Consider the following 20,311-nt stretch of genomic DNA (forward strand, 5'->3'; position numbering starts at 1 on the left):
CTGCCCACGGCCCGCCCGCACACCTGCGGCAGCGCATACGCTGGCCCCATGGCCACGCTGATCCTCGTACGACACGGGCGGTCCACCGCCAACACCGCTGGGCTGCTCGCCGGATGGACCCCCGGAGTGGCCCTCGACGAGCGCGGCGCGGAGCAGGCCGCCGCGCTGCCCGGCCGACTCGCGGGGGTGCCGCTCGCCGCCGCCGTCACCAGCCCGCTCCAGCGCTGCCGGGAGACCCTCGCACCCCTGATGGCCGCCCGGCCGGAGCTGGAACTGCACACCGACGAGCGGATCGGCGAGTGCCACTACGGCGACTGGTCGGGCCGCAAACTGTCCGAGCTCTCCGACGAACCGCTGATGAAGATCGTCCAGCAGCACCCGTCGGCGGCCGCCTTCCCCGGCGGCGAGTCCATGCGCGCCATGCAGGCGCGCGCCGTGGAAGCCGTACGCGACTGGGACGCGCGGATCGAGCAGGAGCACGGCAGCGACGCCGTCTTCCTGATGTGCTCGCACGGCGACATCATCAAGTCCCTTGTCGCGGACGCCCTGGGCATGCACCTGGACCTCTTCCAGCGCATCCACGTCGACCCCTGTTCGGTGACGGCCGTCCGGTACACCGCCACCCGGCCCTTCGTGTTCCGGCTCGGCGACACCGGGGACTTCGGCTCGCTCGTCCGGCGCCCCGCCGCACCGGAGAGCGTCGCATCCGACAAGGACACCGAAGGCGCGGGGAACGCGGTCGTGGGAGGCGGCGCGGGCGCGGCTTGATCGCCCGGCGCAGTAGGGTGGACGGGCCAACACAAGGGCGCAGACCTGCCCCCTGCCGCCGAGACTTGGAGACTGGACGTGCCCCGTCAGGTGTTCCTCTACGACCCCCCGGACCGCTTCGTGGCCGGCACGGTCGGTCTGCCGGGACGCCGTACGTTCTTCCTGCAGGCCTCCGCCGGACCCCGCGTCACCAGCGTCTCCCTGGAGAAGACCCAGGTCGCAGCGCTGGCCGAGCGGATGGACGAGCTGCTGGACGAGGTCGTACGGCGGACCGGCGGCAACGCGCCGGTCCCGGCCGTCGCCCCCGCCGAGGCCGCCGACACCGCGCCGCTGGACGTCCCGGTCGACGAGGAGTTCCGCGTCGGCACCATGGCCCTGGCCTGGGACGGCGAGGAACAGCGCATGATCGTCGAGGCCCAGGCGCTCGTCGAACTCGACGCCGACTCCGACGAGGACCTCGCCGAGGCCGAGGAACGGCTGCTCCAGGACGAGGAGAACGGCCCGCCGATGCTGCGGGTCCGCCTCACCGGCGCCCAGGCCCGGGCCTTCGCCAAGCGGGCCCTGGACGTCGTCAACGCCGGCCGCCCGCCCTGCCCGCTGTGCAGCCTCCCGCTGGACCCGGAGGGGCACGTGTGCCCGCGCCAGAACGGCTACCGGCGCCAGGCGTGACGGACACGGGGGAGAAGATGGAGGAACTGCTCGCCCAGGGCGAGCTCACCGTCATAGGCCGGATCCGCGACGCGTCCAACGCCGTCCTGCTGTGCAGCGTCACGTACGGCGGCGTGAGCGCCGACTGCGTCTACAAGCCGGTCAAGGGCGAGCGGCCGCTGTGGGACTTCCCCGACGGGAACCTCGCCCGCCGAGAGGTCGCCGCCTACCTGATCTCCGAGGCCACCGGATGGGGCCTGGTCCCCGCCACCGTGCTGCGCGACGGACCGTACGGCGAGGGCATGGTCCAGCGGTGGATCGACGCCGAGCAGCCGGACGAGGACGCCCCGCTGGGCGCGCTCCTCGGGCTCGTCGACGGCGAGGAGGCGGGGGAGGGCTGGAAGGCCGTCGCGCTCGCCGAGGTCGGCGAAGGCCGCACCGCGCTGCTCGTGCACGCCGACGACCCCCGGCTGCGCCGGCTCGCCGTACTCGACGCAGTGATCAACAACGGCGACCGCAAGGGCGGCCACCTGCTGCCCGCGCCCGACGGACGGCTCTACGGCATCGACCACGGCGTGACCTTCCACGCCGAGGACAAGCTGCGCACCCTCCTGTGGGGCTGGGCGGGCGAGCCGCTGACCGACGAGGCCCGCGAGGTGCTCGCCGCGCTGGCCGACGCGCTGGCCGAGGGGGCCCCGCTCGCCACCCGGCTGGCCGAACTGATCACGCCGGTCGAGCTGGCCGCCGTACGGGACCGGGTGGAGCACCTGCTGCGGACCGGCACCCATCCCCAGCCGTCCGGGCAATGGCCGTCGATCCCCTGGCCACCGGTCTGAATCAGCCATCGGCCATACGCACAAAATCAGCCAGACCGCAAGAGTGCCGATCAAGACAACAGTGCAGGTCCAGTTCGTTTCCGGAACATCCGTCCGGTTAGGCTCGAGACATGCATGCCTGGCCCGCTTCTGAGGTCCCCGCCCTTCCTGGCAAGGGCCGCGACCTCCAGATCCACGACACCGCGACCCAGGGGACGATCACCCTCGCCCCCGGTCCCGTCGCCCGTATCTACGTCTGCGGCATCACTCCGTACGACGCGACCCACATCGGTCACGCGGCGACCTACAACGCGTTCGACCTCGTACAACGCGTGTGGCTCGACACCAAGCGGCAGGTCCACTACGTCCAGAACGTCACGGACGTGGACGACCCGCTCCTGGAGCGGGCGCTGCGCGACAACCAGGACTGGACCGAGCTGGCGGAGCGCGAGACCGCACTGTTCCGCGAGGACATGACGGCCCTGCGGATGCTGCCCCCGCAGCACTACATCGGAGCCGTCGAGGCCATACCCGGCATCGTGCCGCTGGTCGAGCGGCTGCGGGACGCGGGTGCGGCGTACGAGCTCGACGGCGACACCTACTTCTCGGTCGAGGCCGACCCGCACTTCGGCGGGGTCTCCCACCTCGACGCCGAGGCGATGCGGCTCCTCTCGGCCGAGCGGGGCGGCGACCCCGACCGGCCCGGGAAGAAGAACCCGCTGGACCCGATGCTGTGGATGGCCGCGCGTCCGGGCGAGCCGAGCTGGGACGGCGGCTCGCTGGGCCGCGGCCGGCCGGGCTGGCACATCGAGTGCGTGGCGATCGCCCTCGACCACCTGGGCATGGGCTTCGACATCCAGGGCGGCGGTTCCGACCTGGCGTTCCCGCACCACGAGATGGGCGCCTCGCACGCCCAGGCGCTGACGGGCGAGTTCCCGATGGCCAAGGCGTACGTGCACGCGGGCATGGTGGCGCTGCACGGCGAGAAGATGTCGAAGTCGAAGGGCAACCTCGTCTTCGTATCGGCGCTGCGGCGCTCCGGGGTGGACCCGGCGGCCATCCGCCTCGCGCTGCTGTCCCACCACTACCGGGCCGACTGGGAGTGGACGGACGCCGTCCTCGACGAGGCCGTGGCCCGGCTGGAGCGCTGGCGCGCGGCCGTGTCCCGGCCGGACGGAATCCCGGCGGACGCCGTGCTCGAAGAGGTCCGCGAGGCCCTGGCGAACGACCTGGACGCCCCTGCGGCGCTGGCGGCCGTGGACCGCTGGGTGGAGCTCCAGAACGCCACCGACGGCGACGACGAGTCGGCCCCGGGCCTGGTCTCCCGCACGGTCGACGCGCTGCTGGGCGTAGCCCTCTAGGCGACCGAACAGGCGCGCCCCCGGCACGGCCGGGGGCGCGCCCCGCCGTTTCACGGCCTCACTGCATGACGGTGACCGGCGGGTGCCGGGGATCGGCGGGGCACGCGTAGAACTGCAGGGTGTAGCCGCGGCCCACGGTGACCTCCGTGGGGGTCGCGGACGCGCCGTGCACCTCCTCGACCGGCCGCCAGCTCTCGGTTTCGGCGTTCCACTCGGTGTGGTCGAGGGTGAGCAGCGGTTCGCCGACGGCCGAACACCGCGCGCAGCGCAGTTCCTTTGGGCCGCCGGAATCACGGAACGTGAAGGGGGCGGCCCACCCGCCGGCCTTCCACCCGGGTGCGACGGACAGCGCTCCGCGGTAGCCCGTGGCCCCGTCCTCCTCCCAGTCGTCGATCCGCCCGGCCAGCTCGGGGTCCAGATCGTGCGCGGCCGGGTACTCGAGGACCTGCTCCGGATGGAGCACGCACGGGACCGGCACCAGCTCGGACGTGCCCACGTACGCGGGCTCCGGCGCGGTCTCCAGGACCTCCGCCACGTCGGCGGCCCGCCGCCACCGCAGCTGGACGGCCTCCGAGCCGCTCTGGTCCTCGATGTCGATGAACGGGCACCACAGCACCTGGAGCAGGTCCGTGCCCTCGGGGAACGGCAGGCCGGGGACGTCCCGGGCGTACAGCTGCGCCACCGGTATCAGCGGGTGCGGGCCCTCGGGCAGCAGCGACGGATCATGGCCGGCGTGGATCCGCGAGACCTCGGCGTGGTCCTCGTCCGTCCAGACCTCGAGGGCGAGGATCCGCCGGAGGGTGCGGACCTCCTCGGGCGTGTTGAGCTCGAAGGGGGCGTCGTGCTCCTGCGAGCACGACGCCCAGGGCTCGTCGGCCGGCCACAGCAGCGGCCCGCCTACCGAGCTCTCGTGCAGGGTGGGCGCACCGGGCCGCGGGTGTAGCCGGGTGGCGGTCCTGGACGTCCCTGCGAGCTCCGGGAAGGCCGAGGCCACGTCGAGCGGGCGGGGCGGGGTGGTACGAGTCATGCTTCCCTCTCTCGGAACGGCAACCCGTATCCAAGCAGGGGGTACTGACACGCCGGCAGCCGGCTGGGGCTAGGCCTCGGGAGCGTCCCCCTCGCCCTCCGGCGGGCCCTCGGCCTGACCGTCCGACGTGCCGTCAGGCTTGCCCTTCGGTCCGGCCTCGGCCTTGCCTTCGGACTTGCCTTCGGACTTGCCTTCCGGTTCCGGGGGACCTTCCGGGCCGTCGGCGGCCGGCGGTTCCTGCGCGTCCTCCGGCTTCGGCTTCGCCTGGGGTCGGGCACCGCCGGACAGGTCCCGGAAGTAGGAACCCGTGTCGGTGGCCGTCTCCGGACTCCCCGCCGGATCCCGCCGCCGCAGGTACCGCTCGAACTCCCGCGCGATCGCGTCGCCCGAGGCCTCCGGCAGATCGGCCGTGTCCCGGGCCTCCTCCAGCGTCTGGACGTACTCCGCCACCTCGCTGTCCTCGGCGGCCAGTTGGTCCACGCCCAACTGCCAAGCCCGCGCGTCCTCCGGCAGCTCGCCCAGCGGGATCCGGATGTCGATCAGATCCTCCAGCCGGTTCAGCAGGGCCAGCGTCGCCTTCGGGTTCGGCGGCTGGGAGACGTAGTGCGGCACCGCCGCCCACAGGGACACCGCCGGCACACCCGCGTGCGTACAGGCCTCCTGAAGGATGCCCACGATGCCCGTCGGGCCCTCGTACTTGGTCTCCTCCAGGTCCATCGTCCGCGCCAGGTCCGCGTCCGAGGTGACCCCGCTCACCGGCACCGGCCGCGTGTGCGGGGTGTCCCCGAGCAGCGCGCCCAGGATGACCACCATCTCCACGCCCAGCTCGTGCGCGAAACCGAGGATCTCGTTGCAGAACGACCGCCACCGCATGGACGGTTCGATGCCCCGGACCAGCACCAGGTCCCGCGGCTTGGCGCCGCCGATCCGGACCACCGACAGCCGTGTCGTCGGCCACGTGATCTTCCGTACCCCGTTGTCCAGCCACACCGTCGGCCGGTTGACCTGGAAGTCGTAGTAGTCCTCGGCGTCGAGCGCCGCGAAGACCTCGCCCTTCCACTCCCGGTCCAGGTGTGCGACCGCACCGGAGGCCGCGTCACCCGCGTCGTTCCAGCCCTCGAACGCGGCCACCATGACCGGGTCGATCAGCTCGGGCACGCCCTCAAGCTCGATCACCCAGGTCTCCTTCCGAAGTTCCCTTGTGTACGTGGGTCAGCCTAAGCCTTGATGAGGCACCGGCCACAGCCCACGACAGAGGGGCGGTTCCCCTCGGAACCGCCCCTCTTCCCCACCTGCGCAGGAGCTATGCCTTGCGGCCCAGCATCTCCTCGACCCGCGCCCGGACGGACTCGTCGTCCAGGCCGCGGATCGTCACCGTCGTACGGCGGCGCAGCACGTCGTCGACCGTCTCGGCCCACTCGTTGTCGCGGGCGTAGGCGACCTGTGCCCAGATCTCCGGACCGTCCGGGTGGATCCGCTCGGCCAGCGCGGGGTCCTCGTTCGCGAGGCGCGCGATGTCGAAGGCCAGCGAGCCGTAGTGGGAGGCCAGGTGGCGGGCCGTCAGCGGGTCCATCCGCGTGCCCGGCTCCCGGTCCACCAGCAGCCGGTGCGCGACCGCGTTCGGGTTGGCGACACCGGGCAGCGCGATCCGGCGCACCAGCGACTTCACCGGCTCCATGTCCTCGGTCAGCGGGCTGCCCGGGAGCTTCGCCAGCTTGTCCATGACCACACGGCCGATGTGGCGGTACGTCGTCCACTTGCCGCCGGCCACCGACAGCATGCCGCCGGCGCCCTCGGAGACGACCGTCTCGCGCTTGGCCTTCTCGACGCCGCCGGGGCCGCCGGGCAGCACCCGCAGACCCGCGAAGGCGTACGTCATCAGCGAGCGGTCCAGGTCCGCGTCCTTCACCGAGAAGGCCGCCTCGTCCAGGATCTGCGTGATGTCGGACTCGGTGGCGCGCACGTCCGCCGGGTCGCCCTCGTACACCTCGTCGGTGGTGCCGAGCAGCAGCTGGTCCTCCCACGGGAGGGCGAAGGTGATGCGGTACTTGTCGATCGGGGTGGCCATGGCGGCCTTCCACGGCGACTTGCGCTTCATGACGATGTGCGCGCCCTTGGAGAGGCGGATCGACGGCATGGAGTGCTTGTCCTCCATGCGCCGCAGGTGGTCCACCCACGGGCCGGTGGCGTTGAGCACGACGCGGGCGTCGACCCCGAACTCGGTGCCGTCGAGGCGGTCCTTGAGCTCGGCGCCGGTGACCCGGCCGCGCGTCTTGCGCAGTCCGGTGACCTCGGCGTGGTTGAGGACGACCGCGCCCGACTCGACGGCCGCGCGGACCGTCATGACGGCGACGCGGGAGTCGTTCATCTGGTGGTCGTAGTAGACCGCGACGGCCTTGAGGTTGTCCGTCTTCAGGCCGGGGTTGTCGGCGACGGCACGGGCCGGGGATATGACCTTGCCCATGCCGTCGCCGAAGGCCGAGAGGGCGGAGTAGGCGAAGACGCCCGCGCCCAGCTTGGCCGCACCCACCGGACCGCCCTTGTAGACCGGCAGGTAGAAGGTGAGCGGGTTGACCAGGTGCGGGGCCACGTCCTTGGCCAGCACCCGCCGCTCGTGGTGGTTCTCCGCGACCAGCTTGACCGCGCCGGTCTGCAGGTAGCGCAGACCGCCGTGGACGAGCTTGGAGGAGGCCGAGGAGGTGGCGCCGGCGAAGTCGCCGGCGTCCACCATGGCAACCCGCAGGCCCGACTGCGCGGCGTGCCACGCCACGGAGGTGCCCAGGATTCCACCACCGATGACCAGCAGGTCGTACGTGGCCTTCGACAGCTGCTCACGGGTCTGTGCGCGGCTGACGTTGGCACCGGCGGTCGGGTGCGTGCCCAGTGCGGTCACGCTCTGCAGGCTGCTCATATCTCTCTTAGCTCCTCGTCGATTGACTCAGCTGGTGCGGTCAGCTGGCGTCTTCGTCGTCGACCCAGCCCATGGAACGCTCCACGGCCTTGAGCCAGCTCTTGTACTCGCGGTCCCGCTGGTCGGCGGGCATCCGCGGGGTCCACTCCGCCGCGCGGCGCCAGTTGGCGCGCAGGGCGTCGGTGTCGGGCCAGAAGCCGACGGCCAGGCCGGCGGCGTAGGCGGCGCCGAGGCAGGTGGTCTCGGCGACCATCGGGCGCACCACGGGGGCGTCCAGGAAGTCCGAGAGCGTCTGCATCAGCAGGTTGTTGGAGGTCATGCCGCCGTCGACCTTGAGGGCGGCGAGCTCGACGCCCGAGTCCTTGGTCATGGCGTCGGTGATCTCGCGGGTCTGCCAGGCGGTGGCCTCCAGGACGGCACGGGCGATGTGCGCCTTGGTGACGTACCGGGTGAGGCCGGCGATCACACCGCGGGCGTCGGAACGCCAGTACGGGGCGAAGAGGCCGGAGAAGGCCGGCACGAAGTAGGCGCCGCCGTTGTCCTCGACCGAGGAGGCCAGGGTCTCGATCTCGGCCGCGGACTTGATCAGGCCCATCTGGTCGCGCATCCACTGGACGAGCGAGCCGGTGACGGCGATGGAGCCCTCCAGCGCGTAGACCGGCTTCTGGTCGCCGATCTTGTAGCCGACCGTGGTCAGCAGGCCGCTGTAGGAGTTGATGACCTTGTCGCCGGTGTTCATCAGCATGAACGTTCCGGTGCCGTACGTGGACTTGGCCTCGCCCTCGGCGAAACAGGTCTGGCCGAAGAGGGCGGCCTGCTGGTCACCGAGCGCCGAGGCGACCGGAACACCGGCGAGGACGCCGTCCTTGACGTGGCCGTAGACCTCGGCGGAGGACTTGATCTCGGGGAGGATGGTGAGCGGCACCTCCATGGACTTCGCGATGCTGTCGTCCCACTCCAGCGTGTGGAGGTTCATCAGCATGGTGCGCGAGGCGTTGGTGACGTCGGTGACGTGCACACCGCCCTGGGCGCCACCGGTGAGGTTCCAGATGACCCAGGAGTCCATGGTGCCGAAGAGGATGTCGCCGGCGGCGGCGCGCTCGCGCAGGCCCTCGACGTTGTCCAGCAGCCAGCGGGCCTTCGGGCCGGCGAAGTAGCTCGCCAGCGGCAGGCCGGTCTCGCGGCGGAAGCGGTCCTGGCCGACGTTGCGGCCGAGCTCCTTGCACAGGGCGTCGGTGCGGGTGTCCTGCCAGACCAGCGCGTTGTGAACCGGCTCGCCGGTGTGGCGGTCCCACAGGACGGTGGTCTCGCGCTGGTTGGTGATGCCGACGGCCTTGACGTCCGCGGCGGTGATCTCGGCCTTGGCGATGGCCCCGGCGACGACCTCCTGGACGTTGGTCCAGATCTCGGTGGCGTCGTGCTCGACCCAGCCCGGCTTCGGGAAGATCTGCTCGTGCTCCTTCTGGTCGACGGCGACGATGCGGCCGTCGCGGTCGAAGACGATGCAGCGGGAGGAGGTGGTGCCCTGATCGATCGCAGCGATGAAGGGGCCGGTGCTGGTGGTCATGTTGGCTGCTCCTGGCAGGTCGGGTGAGTAGGCGGAATCAGGAGGGCGGTGCGGATCTTACGATCTTGCCGGTACTGCTGATCAGGCGAACGCGATGTTGTAGAGACCACCGGCGAGCGCGGCACCGACGAGCGGGCCGACCACCGGGATCCAGGAGTAACCCCAGTCGGAGCCGCCCTTGTTGGGCAGCGGCAGCAGGGCGTGCACGATACGCGGACCGAGGTCACGCACCGGGTTGATGGCGTAGCCGGTCGGGCCACCGAGCGAGAGACCGATGCCGACGACCACGAACGAGGTGATCAGGACGCCGATGACACCGAGGCCCTTGCCGCCGTCCTGAAGGCCCTGGGTCAAGATCGCCAGGACCAGGACGGCGGTACCGATGATCTCGGTCGTCAGGTTCTGCACGACGTTACGGATCTCGGGGCCGGTGGAGAAGATGCCGAGCACGGGGCCGGCCACATCGTGCGGGTGCGGGTCCTCGGGACCGAGCTTGGCGTCGCGGATGTGCTCCGGGTCGGCCAGGTGGACGCGGAACTGCCCGTAGTAGGTCACCCACATCAGCACGGCGCCGAGCATCGCGCCCAGCAGCTGGCCGGCGAAGTAGACCGGGGTGTCGCCCCACTCGCCGGTCTTGACGGCGAGACCGACGGTGACCGCCGGGTTCAGGTGCGCACCGGAGAGCGGCGCGGAGACGTAGGCGGCGATCAGTACGGCGAAACCCCAGCCGAACGTGATGGCGAGCCAGCCCGCATTGCGGGCCTTGGAGCTCTTGAGCGTCACTGCGGCGCAGACGCCACCGCCGAGCAGTGTGAGCAGGGCGGTACCGATGGTCTCGCCGATGAAGATGTCGGAGCTGGACACCCGCGACTCCTTTGTACGTCCAGGGGTGAGCGGACACCGGGTCCCTCCGGTGGTTCCGCGCACTCGGTGAGTGCTGCACCGGTCCGTGGCTTGTCGCATCCTAGCGCGTATTGCCGGTAGGTGTTCGACAATGCCGACCGATGAACGGCAGTTTTCCGCCCAAGTGAAGAACGCGTCAAGGGTCGGTCGGGCCAAAGTGTCGGATCGTTACCCGTAGGTGCGATCAGCCAAAACCAGCCATCTCAAGGCCGGGATGTGGCGAAAAACAGGCATAAAGAGGCCAGGGTGTGGCCAGGACCTGTTAAAGGAAGCTCAGAACCGGCCCGCGCCGAGATCGCGTGAAACCGCACGCGCACAGTCCCGCACCGACGCCACGAGGGCCGCACGGGGCTCCCCGGACTCGCCGCACACCCGTTCCACGGCGCCGGCGACCGCCACCGCGCCGACCGGCATCCGGCGCCGGTCGTGGATCGGCGCCGCCACCGAGGCGATGCCCTCCCAGGTCTCCTCGACGTCGGAGGCCCAGCCGCGCGCCCGGGTCAGGCCCAGGATCTCCTCGAAGCCGGGGCCGTCCGTGACCGTGCGGGGGGTGAAGGCCTCGCGCTCGACCTCGTGCGCCTGGGTGTGCGCCACGGGGTCGTACGCCGACAGCACCTTGCCCAGTGCGGTCGAGTGCAGCGGCTGCATGGCCCCGACCTCCAGCACCTGACGGCTGTCGTCGGGCCGGAACACGTGGTGCATGATCAGCACCCCGCTCTGGTGCAGCACGCCCACGTACACGCTCTCGCCGCTCGCCCGGGCCAGGTCGTCCGTCCACACCAGCGCGCGGGCGCGCAGCTCGTGCACGTCGAGGTAGCTGTTGCCCAGGCGCAGCAGCTCCGCGCCCAACTGGTACCGGCCGGAGGCCGGGTCCTGCTCCACGAAGCCCTCGGCCTGCAGGGTGCGCAAGATGCCGTGGGCCGTGCCCTTGGCCAGGCCCAGCGAGGACGCCACGTCCGAGAGTCCCAGCCGGCGCTCGCCGCCCGCCAGGAGTCGCAGCATCGCAGCGGCTCGTTCGAGCGACTGGATGTTCCGTGCCATCGCGCAGCCTCCTGCAGACCTTCGGTATTACTGACCATCTTGACGCGGTTCGACAATGCTGAACAGTATCGGTCGATGTCGACCTTGTGCACCGTCGGACAGCTGTTCGCCGTACCGTCGCAGGGACACCGCCCCGGAAAGTCCCCGCCACAGAATGCAGTCCGCCACGTGGGACACCCACACCGGGGCGCCTGCCTCGCGGTTACCCTGGCCGCGTGCACCCTTGACACAGCGGGGGTGTAAAGCCGACAGCCGTCGCATCCCAGGGAGCACAACCATGGCTTCGTTGCCCACCTTGCCCGCTGACACCCAGACCCGGGCCGATGCCCTCCGGGAGGCACTCGCGACCCGCGTGGTCGTCGCCGACGGAGCCATGGGAACGATGCTCCAAGCGCAGGACCCCACCATGGAGGACTTCCAGCAGCTCGAAGGCTGCAACGAGGTCCTCAACATCACCCGCCCCGACATCGTGCGCTCCGTCCACGAGGCGTACTTCTCGGTGGGCGTGGACTGCGTCGAGACCAACACCTTCGGCACGAACTACGCGGCGCTCGCCGAGTACGACATCGCCGAACGCAATTTCGAGCTGTCGGAGGCCGGCGCGCGCATCGCCCGCGAGGTCGCCGACGAGTTCACCGCCTCCACCGGTCAGCAGCGCTGGGTCCTCGGTTCCATGGGCCCCGGCACCAAGCTCCCCACGCTCGGCCACATCACCTACGGCCAGATCCGCGACGCCTACCAGATCAACGCCGAGGGCCTGCTCTCCGGCGGCGCCGACGCGCTGCTCGTCGAGACCACCCAGGACCTCCTGCAGACGAAGTCCTCGATCATCGGCGCCCGCCGGGCCATGGAAGCCCTCGGCGTCACCGTCCCGCTGATCTGCTCCGTCACCGTCGAGACCACCGGCACCATGCTCCTCGGCTCGGAGATCGGCGCGGCCCTGACCGCCCTGGAGCCGCTGGGCATCGACATGATCGGCCTGAACTGCGCCACCGGCCCCGCCGAGATGAGCGAGCACCTGCGCTACCTCGCGCGCAACGCCCGCATCCCGCTCTCCTGCATGCCCAACGCCGGCCTGCCCGTCCTGACCAAGGAGGGCGCGCACTACCCGCTGACCGCCCCCGAGCTGGCCGACGCCCAGGAGACGTTCGTCCGCGAGTACGGGCTCTCCCTGGTCGGCGGCTGCTGCGGCACGACCCCCGAGCACCTGCGCCAGGTCGTCGAGCGGGTCCGCGGCGCGGCCGTCACCGAGCGCACCCCCCAGCCCGAGCCCGGCGCCGCCTCGCTCTACCAGACCGTGCCCTTCCGCCAGGACACCTCGTACATGGCGATCGGCGAGCGCACCAACGCCAACGGCTCCAAGAAGTTCCGCGAGGCCATGCTGGAGGCCCGCTGGGACGACTGCGTGGAGATGGCGCGCGACCAGATCCGCGAGGGCGCGCACATGCTCGACCTCTGCGTGGACTACGTGGGCCGCGACGGCGTCGCCGACATGGAGGAGCTCGCCGGCCGCTTCGCCACCGCCTCCACCCTGCCCATCGTCCTGGACTCCACCGAGGTCCCCGTCATCCGGGCGGGCCTGGAGAAGCTCGGCGGCCGCGCGGTCATCAACTCCGTGAACTACGAGGACGGCGACGGCCCCGAGTCCCGCTTCGCCAAGGTCACCCGACTGGCCCAGGAGCACGGTGCCGCGCTCATCGCGCTGACCATCGACGAGGAGGGCCAGGCCCGCACCGTCGAACACAAGGTCGCCATTGCCGAACGGCTCATCGACGACCTCACGGGCAACTGGGGGATCCGCGAGTCGGACATCCTCATCGACACCCTGACCTTCACGATCTGCACCGGTCAGGAGGAGTCCCGTAAGGACGGCATCGCCACGATCGAGGCGATCCGCGAGCTCAAGCGGCTCCACCCGGAGGTCCAGACCACCCTCGGCCTGTCCAACATCTCCTTCGGCCTCAACCCGGCCGCCCGCGTCCTGCTGAACTCGGTCTTCCTCGACGAGTGCGTCAAGGCCGGCCTGGACTCCGCCATCGTCCACGCCTCCAAGATCCTGCCGATCGCCCGCTTCGACGAGGAGCAGGTCACCACCGCCCTCGACCTGATCTACGACCGGCGCGAGGGCGACTACGACCCGCTGCAGAAGCTGATGGCCCTCTTCGAGGGCGTCAACACCAAGTCGCTCAAGGCCGGCCGCGCCGAGGAACTCCTCGCCCTGCCGCTGGACGAGCGACTGCAGCGCCGCATCATCGACGGCGAGAAGAACGGCCTGGAGGCCGACCTCGACGAGGCCCTGGCGACCCGCCCCGCCCTCGACATCGTCAACGACACCCTCCTGGAGGGCATGAAGGTCGTCGGCGAGCTCTTCGGCTCGGGCCAGATGCAGCTCCCCTTCGTCCTGCAGTCCGCCGAGGTCATGAAGACGGCCGTCGCCTACCTCGAACCGCACATGGAGAAGACCGACGACGAGGGCAAGGGCACGATCGTGCTCGCCACCGTCCGCGGCGACGTCCACGACATCGGCAAGAACCTCGTCGACATCATCCTCACCAACAACGGCTACAACGTCGTCAACATCGGCATCAAGCAGCCCGTCTCCGCGATCCTCGAAGCCGCACAGGAACACAAGGCCGACGTCATCGGCATGTCCGGCCTCCTCGTGAAGTCGACCGTGATCATGAAGGAGAACCTGGAGGAGCTGAACCAGCGCAAGCTGGCCGCCGACTACCCGGTGATCCTCGGCGGCGCCGCCCTCACCCGCGCCTACGTCGAGCAGGACCTCCACGAGATCTACGAGGGCGAGGTCCGCTACGCCCGCGACGCCTTCGAGGGCCTGCGCCTCATGGACGCCCTCATCGCCGTCAAGCGCGGCGTCCCCGGCGCGACCCTGCCCGAGCTCAAGCAGCGCCGCGTCGCCAAGCGCGACACACCCGTCCTCCCGGTCGACGAGGCCGAGGAGCCGGGCGGCCGCTCCGACGTCTCGGTCGACAACCCGATCCCCACCCCGCCGTTCTGGGGCACCCGCGTGGTCAAGGGCATCCCGCTCAAGGACTACGCCTCCTGGCTCGACGAGGGCGCCCTCTTCAAGGGCCAGTGGGGCCTCAAGCAGGCCCGCGCGGGCGGGGCCACGTACGAGGAGCTCGTCGAGAGCGAGGGCCGTCCGCGCCTGCGCGGCCTCCTGGACAAGCTGCACACCGAGAACCTGCTCGAAGCCGCGGTCGTCTACGGGTACTTCCCCTGCGTCTCCAAGGGCGACGACCTGATCATCCTGGACGAGCAGGGCAACGAGCGGACCCGCTTCACCTTCCCGCGCCAGCGCCGCGGCCGGCGCCTGTGCCTCGCGGACTTCTTCCGTCCCGAGGAGTCCGGCGAGACCGACGTCGTCGGTCTGCAGGTGGTCACCGTCGGCTCGAAGATCGGCGAGGCCACCGCCAAGCTGTTCGAGTCGGACTCCTACCGCGAGTACCTGGAGCTGCACGGCCTCTCGGTCCAGCTCGCCGAGGCCATGGCCGAGTACTGGCACGCCCGCGTCCGCGCCGAGCTCGGATTCGGCGGCGAGGACCCCGCGAAGGTCGAGGACATGTTCGACCTCAAGTACCGCGGTGCCCGCTTCTCGCTCGGCTACGGCGCCTGCCCCGACCTGGAGGACCGTGCGAAGATCGCCGACCTACTGGAGCCGGAGCGGATCGGCGTCCACCTGTCGGAGGAGTTCCAGCTCCATCCGGAGCAGTCCACCGACGCGATCGTGATCCACCACCCCGAAGCGAAGTATTTCAACGCACGCTGAGCTCTGCCGACGTACACTTGTCGGTCCCATACAGGCCGGTCGCCTGTTCCCCGGGGTGGTATGCCCCGCGGAAGAGGTGACCGGCCTTCTCGTCCCTTCTGAGAGGCATGCGCATGACGAGCACCGTTCCCGCCCCCGTCGCCCGTACGGCCGACGGTTCTGCCCTGCAGGCGGTGCTGCTCGACATGGACGGCACCCTCGTCGACACCGAGGGCTTCTGGTGGGAGATCGAGGCCGAGGTCTTCCAGGAGCTCGGCCACCGCCTCGACGAATCCTGGCGCGACGTGGTCGTCGGCGGCCCCATGAGCCGCAGCGCGACCTTCCTGATCGAGTCGACCGGCGCCGCCATCGGCCTCGCCGAGCTGAGCGTCCTGCTCAACGAGCGCTTCGAGGCACGCATCGCCGACCGGGTGCCGCTGATGCCCGGAGCCGAGCGGCTGCTGGCCGAGCTCGCCCGGCACAACGTGCCCACCGCCCTCGTCTCCGCCTCCCACCGCCGGGTGATCGACCAGGTCCTGCTCACCCTCGGCCGCGACCGCTTCGCGATGACGGTCGCCGGCGACGAGGTGGCCCGTACCAAGCCGCACCCCGATCCGTACCTGTTCGCCGCGCGCTCGCTGGGCGCGCACCCCTCGCGGTGCGCGGTCATCGAGGACACCCGCACCGGTGTGGCGGCCGCCGAGGCCGCCGGCTGCCGGGTCGTGGCCATCCCCTCGGTCGGCGTGATCGAGCCCGCCCCCGGGCGTACGGTGGTCCGCTCGCTGGAGGACGTGGACCTGGCGTTCCTGCGCTCGCTCATCGCCCCGTTTAACTGAGAGTGACGCCCCTGCCCTCCCGTCGGGCGCGCACGACCCAAGCGGACACATCGGCATGCACTGGCCTACATCGGTATGCATTGCGACGCACTGGAGCCCTACGAGCACGCTCCGTGCCGAATGGAACGCTGCTCGACCGCGTTACGGCGGAAGGATCTTCCGTGGTAGGCCCCGGAGGCTGAAATTCCATCCCCTCCCGGGTTGTTGCGCAGGGTGACCTTGGTCACCCTGCGCACCCTCGGCGGGTCCGCCCCGGGGCCTCCGCGGCTTCCAATGTGTCCACATTGATCAGCCCCTGACCGAATCTGCGCAGCCTGCCTGCCAACAGGCAGTTCGCTCCGATCACGGTGCGATTACGCCCCAAGTTCCGCCAGTTCCAGCCATCCAGTCCCGGACCACTACTGTCGATGTGGGCACTACGCCGCACCTCAGCCGGTCCCGACACACACCCCTGTGCCGGGACCGCGTGGACCGATCGTCACTACACCGGCCCGATCGTTCCGCCCCGAACGGGCGACCGACGCGAAGTGCCCTCTACGCCGCTTTGAACAAGTGCCGGTTACAGGGAGTACTTCCAGCATGAACCGCAAGACCATGGTGCTGACGGCCGCGGCCGGACTGCTCACCCCCGCGCTGGCCGCCTGCGGCAGCGCGAGCGGCGGAGGAGCAGGATCCGGAGCGATCGTCGTCGGAACCACAGATCGGTTCGAGGCCGCAGACTTCGCTCCCGCCCCCTTCGACCCGGCCTACGCCTACGACGCCAGCACCTGGAACGTCCTGCGCCAGACCGTCCAGACGCTGATGCACACCCCGCGCGGCGGCGGCCAGCCCGTCCCCGAAGCAGCCTCCGCCTGCCGCTTCACCGACGCCGGCAACGAGAGCTACCGCTGCACCCTGCGCCCCGATCTGAAGTTCGCCGACGGTGAGCCCCTCACCGCCAAGGACGTCAAGTTCTCCATCGACCGCGTCCGCGCCATCAAGGACGAGAACGGCCCCTCCTCGCTGCTCTCCACCCTCGACAACGTCGAGGTCAAGGGCACCGACACCGTCGTCTTCCACCTGAAGACCCCGGACGCGACCTTCCCGTTCAAGCTCTCCACCCCCGCCGCCGGCATCGTCAGCGAGAAGAACTACGACGCCAAGAAGCTCCGCGAGGGCTTCGCCGTGGACGGCTCCGGCCCGTACACGATGAAGGCCGAGGTCAAGGGCAACCAACTGGTCCGCGCCGTCTTCACCAAGAACCCGCACTACAAGGGCGACCTCAAGCTGCAGAACGACAAGGTCGAGCTGCGCACCTTCACCGACTCCCCGACCATGGGCAAGGCACTCACCGACGGGAAGATCCACATGGTCTCCCGCACCCTGTCGCCCGCCCAGATCACCGAGTTCAGCGCCCAGCCGCCCAAGGGCGTCAAGCTGGTCCCGATGCCCGGCCTGGAGATCCGCTACCTCGGCTTCAACACCGATGCGCCGGTCGTCAAGGACAAGGCCGTGCGCCAGGCGCTCGCCGCCGCCGTCGACCGCGGCCAGCTCATCTCCAAGGTCTACGGCAAGTCCGCCCAGCCGCTCTACTCGCTGGTCCCCACCACCGTGACGGGCCACGTCAACTCCTTCTACAACAAGTACGGCGACGCCAACACCCCCAAGGCCGCCGCCCTGCTGAAGGAAGCCGGGATCAAGACCCCGGTCAAGCTGACCCTGCACTACACCAGCGACCACTACGGCGACGGCACGGCCGCCGAGTTCGAGGCCCTCAAGGCCCAGCTCAACTCCACCGGCCTGTTCGACATCACCGTCCAGGGCAGCGAGTGGACGGACTTCCGCCCCGCCCAGAAGAAGGGCGACCACGCCGCCTACGGGCTCGGCTGGTTCCCCGACTACCCGGACGCCGACAACTTCCTCGCCCCGTTCCTGGAGCAGGACAACTTCTTGGGCACGCCGTACGCCAACAGTGCGGTGCGCAGCAGGCTCATCCCCGAATCCCGGCGGGCGGTCGACCGTACGGTCGCCGTCCCCGCGATCACGGAGATGCAGGACATCGTCGCCGAGGACGTGCCCGTCCTGCCCCTGTGGCAGGGCAAGCAGTACGTCGCCGCACGCGACGGGATCACCGGAGTGGAGTGGTCGGTCAACGCCATCTCCGACCTCCAGTTGTGGGAGCTCGGCCGTGGCGTAAGCGGCTGAGCAAGGCAAAGACCGGCAGCGGGTGTCGCGGGCCGGAACAACGAAACAGTTCGACTGTGAAGGACGTTCGCGTGAATCGACGTAACCAGTGGCTGGCGGCCCCGCTCGGCGCAGCCACCGCCGCCGCGCTGCTCAGCGGTTGCGGTTCGACCGATGGCTCCAATGCCGGCAGCGGCAAGGGCGTGGTCATGGGCATATCCGACAAGGTGAAGTCCGTCGACCCGGCATCGGGCTACGACCCGGGCTCCTGGCTGCTGTTCAACAACGTCTTCCAGTCGCTGCTGAGCTTCCCCAAGGGCGGCACCACCCCCGAGCCCGACGCCGCCCAGGCCTGCGGCTTCGAGGGCGGCGACAGCAAGCTCTACAAGTGCACCCTGCGCGACGGCCTGAAGTTCAGCAACGGCCACAGCCTCACCTCGAAGGACGTCAAGTTCTCCTTCGAGCGCACCCTGAAGATCAACGACGCCAACGGCCCGGCCGTGATGCTCGCGTCGATCGCGAGCATCGACGCTCCCGACGACAAGACCGTCATCTTCAAGCTCAAGAACTCCGACGCCACCTTCCCCAGCAAGATCGCGTCGGGCGCCGGCTCCATCGTCGACCACGCCGAATACCCGGCCGACAAGCTGCGCGGCGACAACAAGGCCGTCGGCTCCGGCGTCTACAAGCTCGACTCGTTCGGCGAGAAGAGCGCCACCTTCTCCGTCAACGAGTCCTACAGCGGCAAGGCCAAGGCCAAGAACACCGGCGTCACGCTGAAGTTCTTCAACGGCGACCAGGCCGGCCTCAAGACCGTCCTGGAGAGCGGCGACGTCGACTTCGCCTTCCGCGGCCTCGCCGCCAAGGACATCGCCGCCCTCGCCTCCAGCAAGACCGGCGACAACAAGGTCGACGTCGTCCAGGGCACCGGCGCCGAAGTCGAGCACATGGTGTTCAACGTCAACGACCCCGTCGTCGGCAAGCTCCCCGTGCGCAAGGCCATCGCCTACCTCATCGACCGCGAAGCCCTCGTCCGCGACGTGTACGCGGGCACCGCCACCGCGCTCTACTCCATCGTGCCCACCGGCATCGCCGGCCACACGACCCCGTTCTTCGACCGCTACGGCGGCACCCCGCAGCTCGACAAGGCCAAGGCCGTCCTCAAGGCCGCCAACATCAACGGCAAGGTCAAGCTGACCCTGTACTCCACCCCGTCCCGCTACGGCCCCTCCACGGACCAGCAGTTCGAGGTCATCGCCAAGCAGCTCAACGACAGCGGCCTCTTCGACGCCGACGTCAAGTCCGTCGAGTACGAGCAGTACGAGAAGGACATCCAGGCCGGCAAGTACGGCGTGTACGTGAAGGGCTGGGTGCCCGACTACCCGGACGCCGACAACTTCACGCAGCCGTTCTTCGGCCCGGACAACGTGCTGAACAACAACTACGACAACAAGGAGATCACCGGGACGATCATCCCGTCGACCTCCGCGAAGTCCGACCGCACCGCGGCCAACACCGACTACAACCGCCTCCAGGACATCGTCGCCGAAGAGCTCCCGCTCATCCCGCTCTGGCAGGGCAAGCAGTACGCCGTCACCCGCCAGAACGTGAGCGGCCTGCAGTGGTCCCTCGACGCCTCGACCGTCTTCCGCTTCTGGGAGATCAGCAAGGGCTGATGCCACCGGAGCCGGGCCCGCCCAGAGCGGGCCCGCCGCCACGCGGAGGGGGCCGTACGTGCACGCACGTACGGCCCCCTCCGCGTCGTCCGCGCCCGGCCGGACCTACTGGGCCCCGGGGCGCACCAGACCGCTCTCGTACGCGTACACCGCCGCCTGGACCCGGTCCCGCAGCCCCAGCTTCGTCAGCACGTGCCCCACATGCGTCTTGACCGTCGTCTCGCTCACGAACAGATCCGCCGCGATCTCCGCGTTCGACAACCCCCGGGACACCAGCTTCAACACCTCGACCTCACGCTCGGTCAGCGTCCCCAACGTGTTCGGAAGACTCGCCTCACCCGACGGAAGATGCCCCGCGTACTTGTCCAGCAGCCGCCGCGTGATACTCGGCGCGAGCATCGCCTCACCCGCCGCGACCACGCGGATCGCCTGCACCAGTTCGTTCGCCGGCGCATCCTTCAGCAGGAACCCGCTCGCCCCCGCCCGCAGCGCCTCCACCACGTACTCGTCCAGATCGAACGTGGTCAGCACCAGCACCTTCGCCGGCCCGTCGCGCTCCGGACCCGTGATCTGCCGGGTCGCCTCCACCCCGTCCATCCGCGGCATCCGGATGTCCATCAGCACCACATCGGGCTGCAGCGCCCGCACCTGGTCCAGCGCCTGCAGACCGTCCCCGGCCTCACCGACCACCGCCAAGTCCTCCTCCGCCTCCAGGATCATCCGGAAGCCGGTGCGCAGCAGCGGCTGGTCGTCGACCAGAAGGACGCGGATCGCCACGGGGTCTACCTCGTATTCGTCGGACGGCTACGGCGGGCCCGTCCATTCT

Annotated in this window: 15 protein-coding genes; 8 read left to right on the plus strand and 7 right to left on the minus strand. The window is 70.0% G+C overall.

Features of this window, described 5'->3' with window-relative positions; genetic code table 11:
* Positions 1-48: 48 nt before the first annotated feature.
* From OG386_RS33195 to mshC, 4 genes are all read left to right on the plus strand, one after another.
* On the plus strand, positions 49-768 hold the full coding sequence (locus OG386_RS33195; RefSeq protein WP_328791134.1) for a histidine phosphatase family protein: 720 nt from the start codon (positions 49-51) through the stop codon (positions 766-768).
* A gap of 78 nt (positions 769-846) precedes the next feature.
* A complete protein-coding gene (locus OG386_RS33200; protein ID WP_030011536.1) occupies positions 847-1,437 on the plus strand; it encodes a DUF3090 domain-containing protein in 591 nt (196 codons plus the stop codon).
* The gene (locus OG386_RS33205; RefSeq protein WP_328791135.1) at positions 1,401-2,252 is read left to right on the plus strand and encodes an SCO1664 family protein; all 852 of its coding nucleotides are present in this window, start codon (positions 1,401-1,403) and stop codon (positions 2,250-2,252) included. Before OG386_RS33200 ends, OG386_RS33205 begins: the two co-directional genes overlap by 37 nt.
* 110 nt (positions 2,253-2,362) lie before the next feature.
* Positions 2,363-3,592, plus strand: coding sequence for a cysteine--1-D-myo-inosityl 2-amino-2-deoxy-alpha-D-glucopyranoside ligase (gene mshC, locus OG386_RS33210; RefSeq protein WP_328791136.1), 1,230 nt, complete (start codon positions 2,363-2,365; stop codon positions 3,590-3,592).
* Positions 3,593-3,650: 58 nt separating this feature from the next.
* Here the strand turns inward: mshC and OG386_RS33215 are convergent, their stop codons facing one another.
* The 6 genes from OG386_RS33215 to OG386_RS33240 form a co-directional block, all read right to left on the minus strand.
* Entirely contained in the window at positions 3,651-4,619 is a 969-nt protein-coding gene (locus tag OG386_RS33215) for a hypothetical protein (protein ID WP_328791137.1), read from the minus strand.
* 69 nt (positions 4,620-4,688) lie between these two features.
* The gene (locus tag OG386_RS33220) at positions 4,689-5,795 is read right to left on the minus strand and encodes a PAC2 family protein (RefSeq protein ID WP_328791138.1); all 1,107 of its coding nucleotides are present in this window, start codon (positions 5,793-5,795) and stop codon (positions 4,689-4,691) included.
* Between the two features lie 127 nt (positions 5,796-5,922).
* Positions 5,923-7,530 carry a glycerol-3-phosphate dehydrogenase/oxidase gene (locus OG386_RS33225; protein WP_327386289.1) on the minus strand — a complete coding sequence of 536 codons (1,608 nt, stop codon included), beginning with the start codon at positions 7,528-7,530 and terminating at the stop codon, positions 5,923-5,925.
* Between the two features lie 40 nt (positions 7,531-7,570).
* Positions 7,571-9,097 carry a glycerol kinase GlpK gene (glpK, locus tag OG386_RS33230; protein ID WP_328791139.1) on the minus strand — a complete coding sequence of 509 codons (1,527 nt, stop codon included), beginning with the start codon at positions 9,095-9,097 and terminating at the stop codon, positions 7,571-7,573.
* Positions 9,098-9,178: 81 nt separating this feature from the next.
* On the minus strand, positions 9,179-9,961 hold the full coding sequence (locus OG386_RS33235; protein ID WP_266598390.1) for an MIP/aquaporin family protein: 783 nt from the start codon (positions 9,959-9,961) through the stop codon (positions 9,179-9,181).
* 312 nt (positions 9,962-10,273) lie between these two features.
* Positions 10,274-11,041 carry an IclR family transcriptional regulator gene (locus OG386_RS33240; protein WP_328791140.1) on the minus strand — a complete coding sequence of 256 codons (768 nt, stop codon included), beginning with the start codon at positions 11,039-11,041 and terminating at the stop codon, positions 10,274-10,276.
* A gap of 277 nt (positions 11,042-11,318) precedes the next feature.
* Between OG386_RS33240 and metH the strand changes: the two genes are divergently transcribed.
* From metH to OG386_RS33260, 4 genes are all read left to right on the plus strand, one after another.
* The gene (metH, locus tag OG386_RS33245; protein ID WP_328791142.1) at positions 11,319-14,831 is read left to right on the plus strand and encodes a methionine synthase; all 3,513 of its coding nucleotides are present in this window, start codon (positions 11,319-11,321) and stop codon (positions 14,829-14,831) included.
* A 113-nt stretch (positions 14,832-14,944) separates the two neighbouring features.
* On the plus strand, positions 14,945-15,646 hold the full coding sequence (locus OG386_RS33250; RefSeq protein ID WP_328791143.1) for an HAD family hydrolase: 702 nt from the start codon (positions 14,945-14,947) through the stop codon (positions 15,644-15,646).
* Positions 15,647-16,225: 579 nt separating this feature from the next.
* Entirely contained in the window at positions 16,226-17,830 is a 1,605-nt protein-coding gene (locus tag OG386_RS33255) for an ABC transporter substrate-binding protein (RefSeq protein WP_328791144.1), read from the plus strand.
* 71 nt (positions 17,831-17,901) lie between these two features.
* Complete coding sequence (locus tag OG386_RS33260; protein WP_328791145.1) at positions 17,902-19,485, plus strand: ABC transporter substrate-binding protein; 1,584 nt, start codon at positions 17,902-17,904, stop codon at positions 19,483-19,485.
* Between the two features lie 105 nt (positions 19,486-19,590).
* Here OG386_RS33260 and OG386_RS33265 read toward each other — a convergent pair whose 3' ends face one another.
* Positions 19,591-20,262, minus strand: a complete 672-nt coding sequence (locus tag OG386_RS33265) for a response regulator (protein WP_266598402.1) — start codon at positions 20,260-20,262, stop codon at positions 19,591-19,593.
* Positions 20,263-20,311: the final 49 nt, after the last annotated feature.

The sequence above is a fragment of the Streptomyces sp. NBC_00273 genome (assembly GCF_036178145.1).
Classification (GTDB): Bacteria; Actinomycetota; Actinomycetes; order Streptomycetales; family Streptomycetaceae; genus Streptomyces.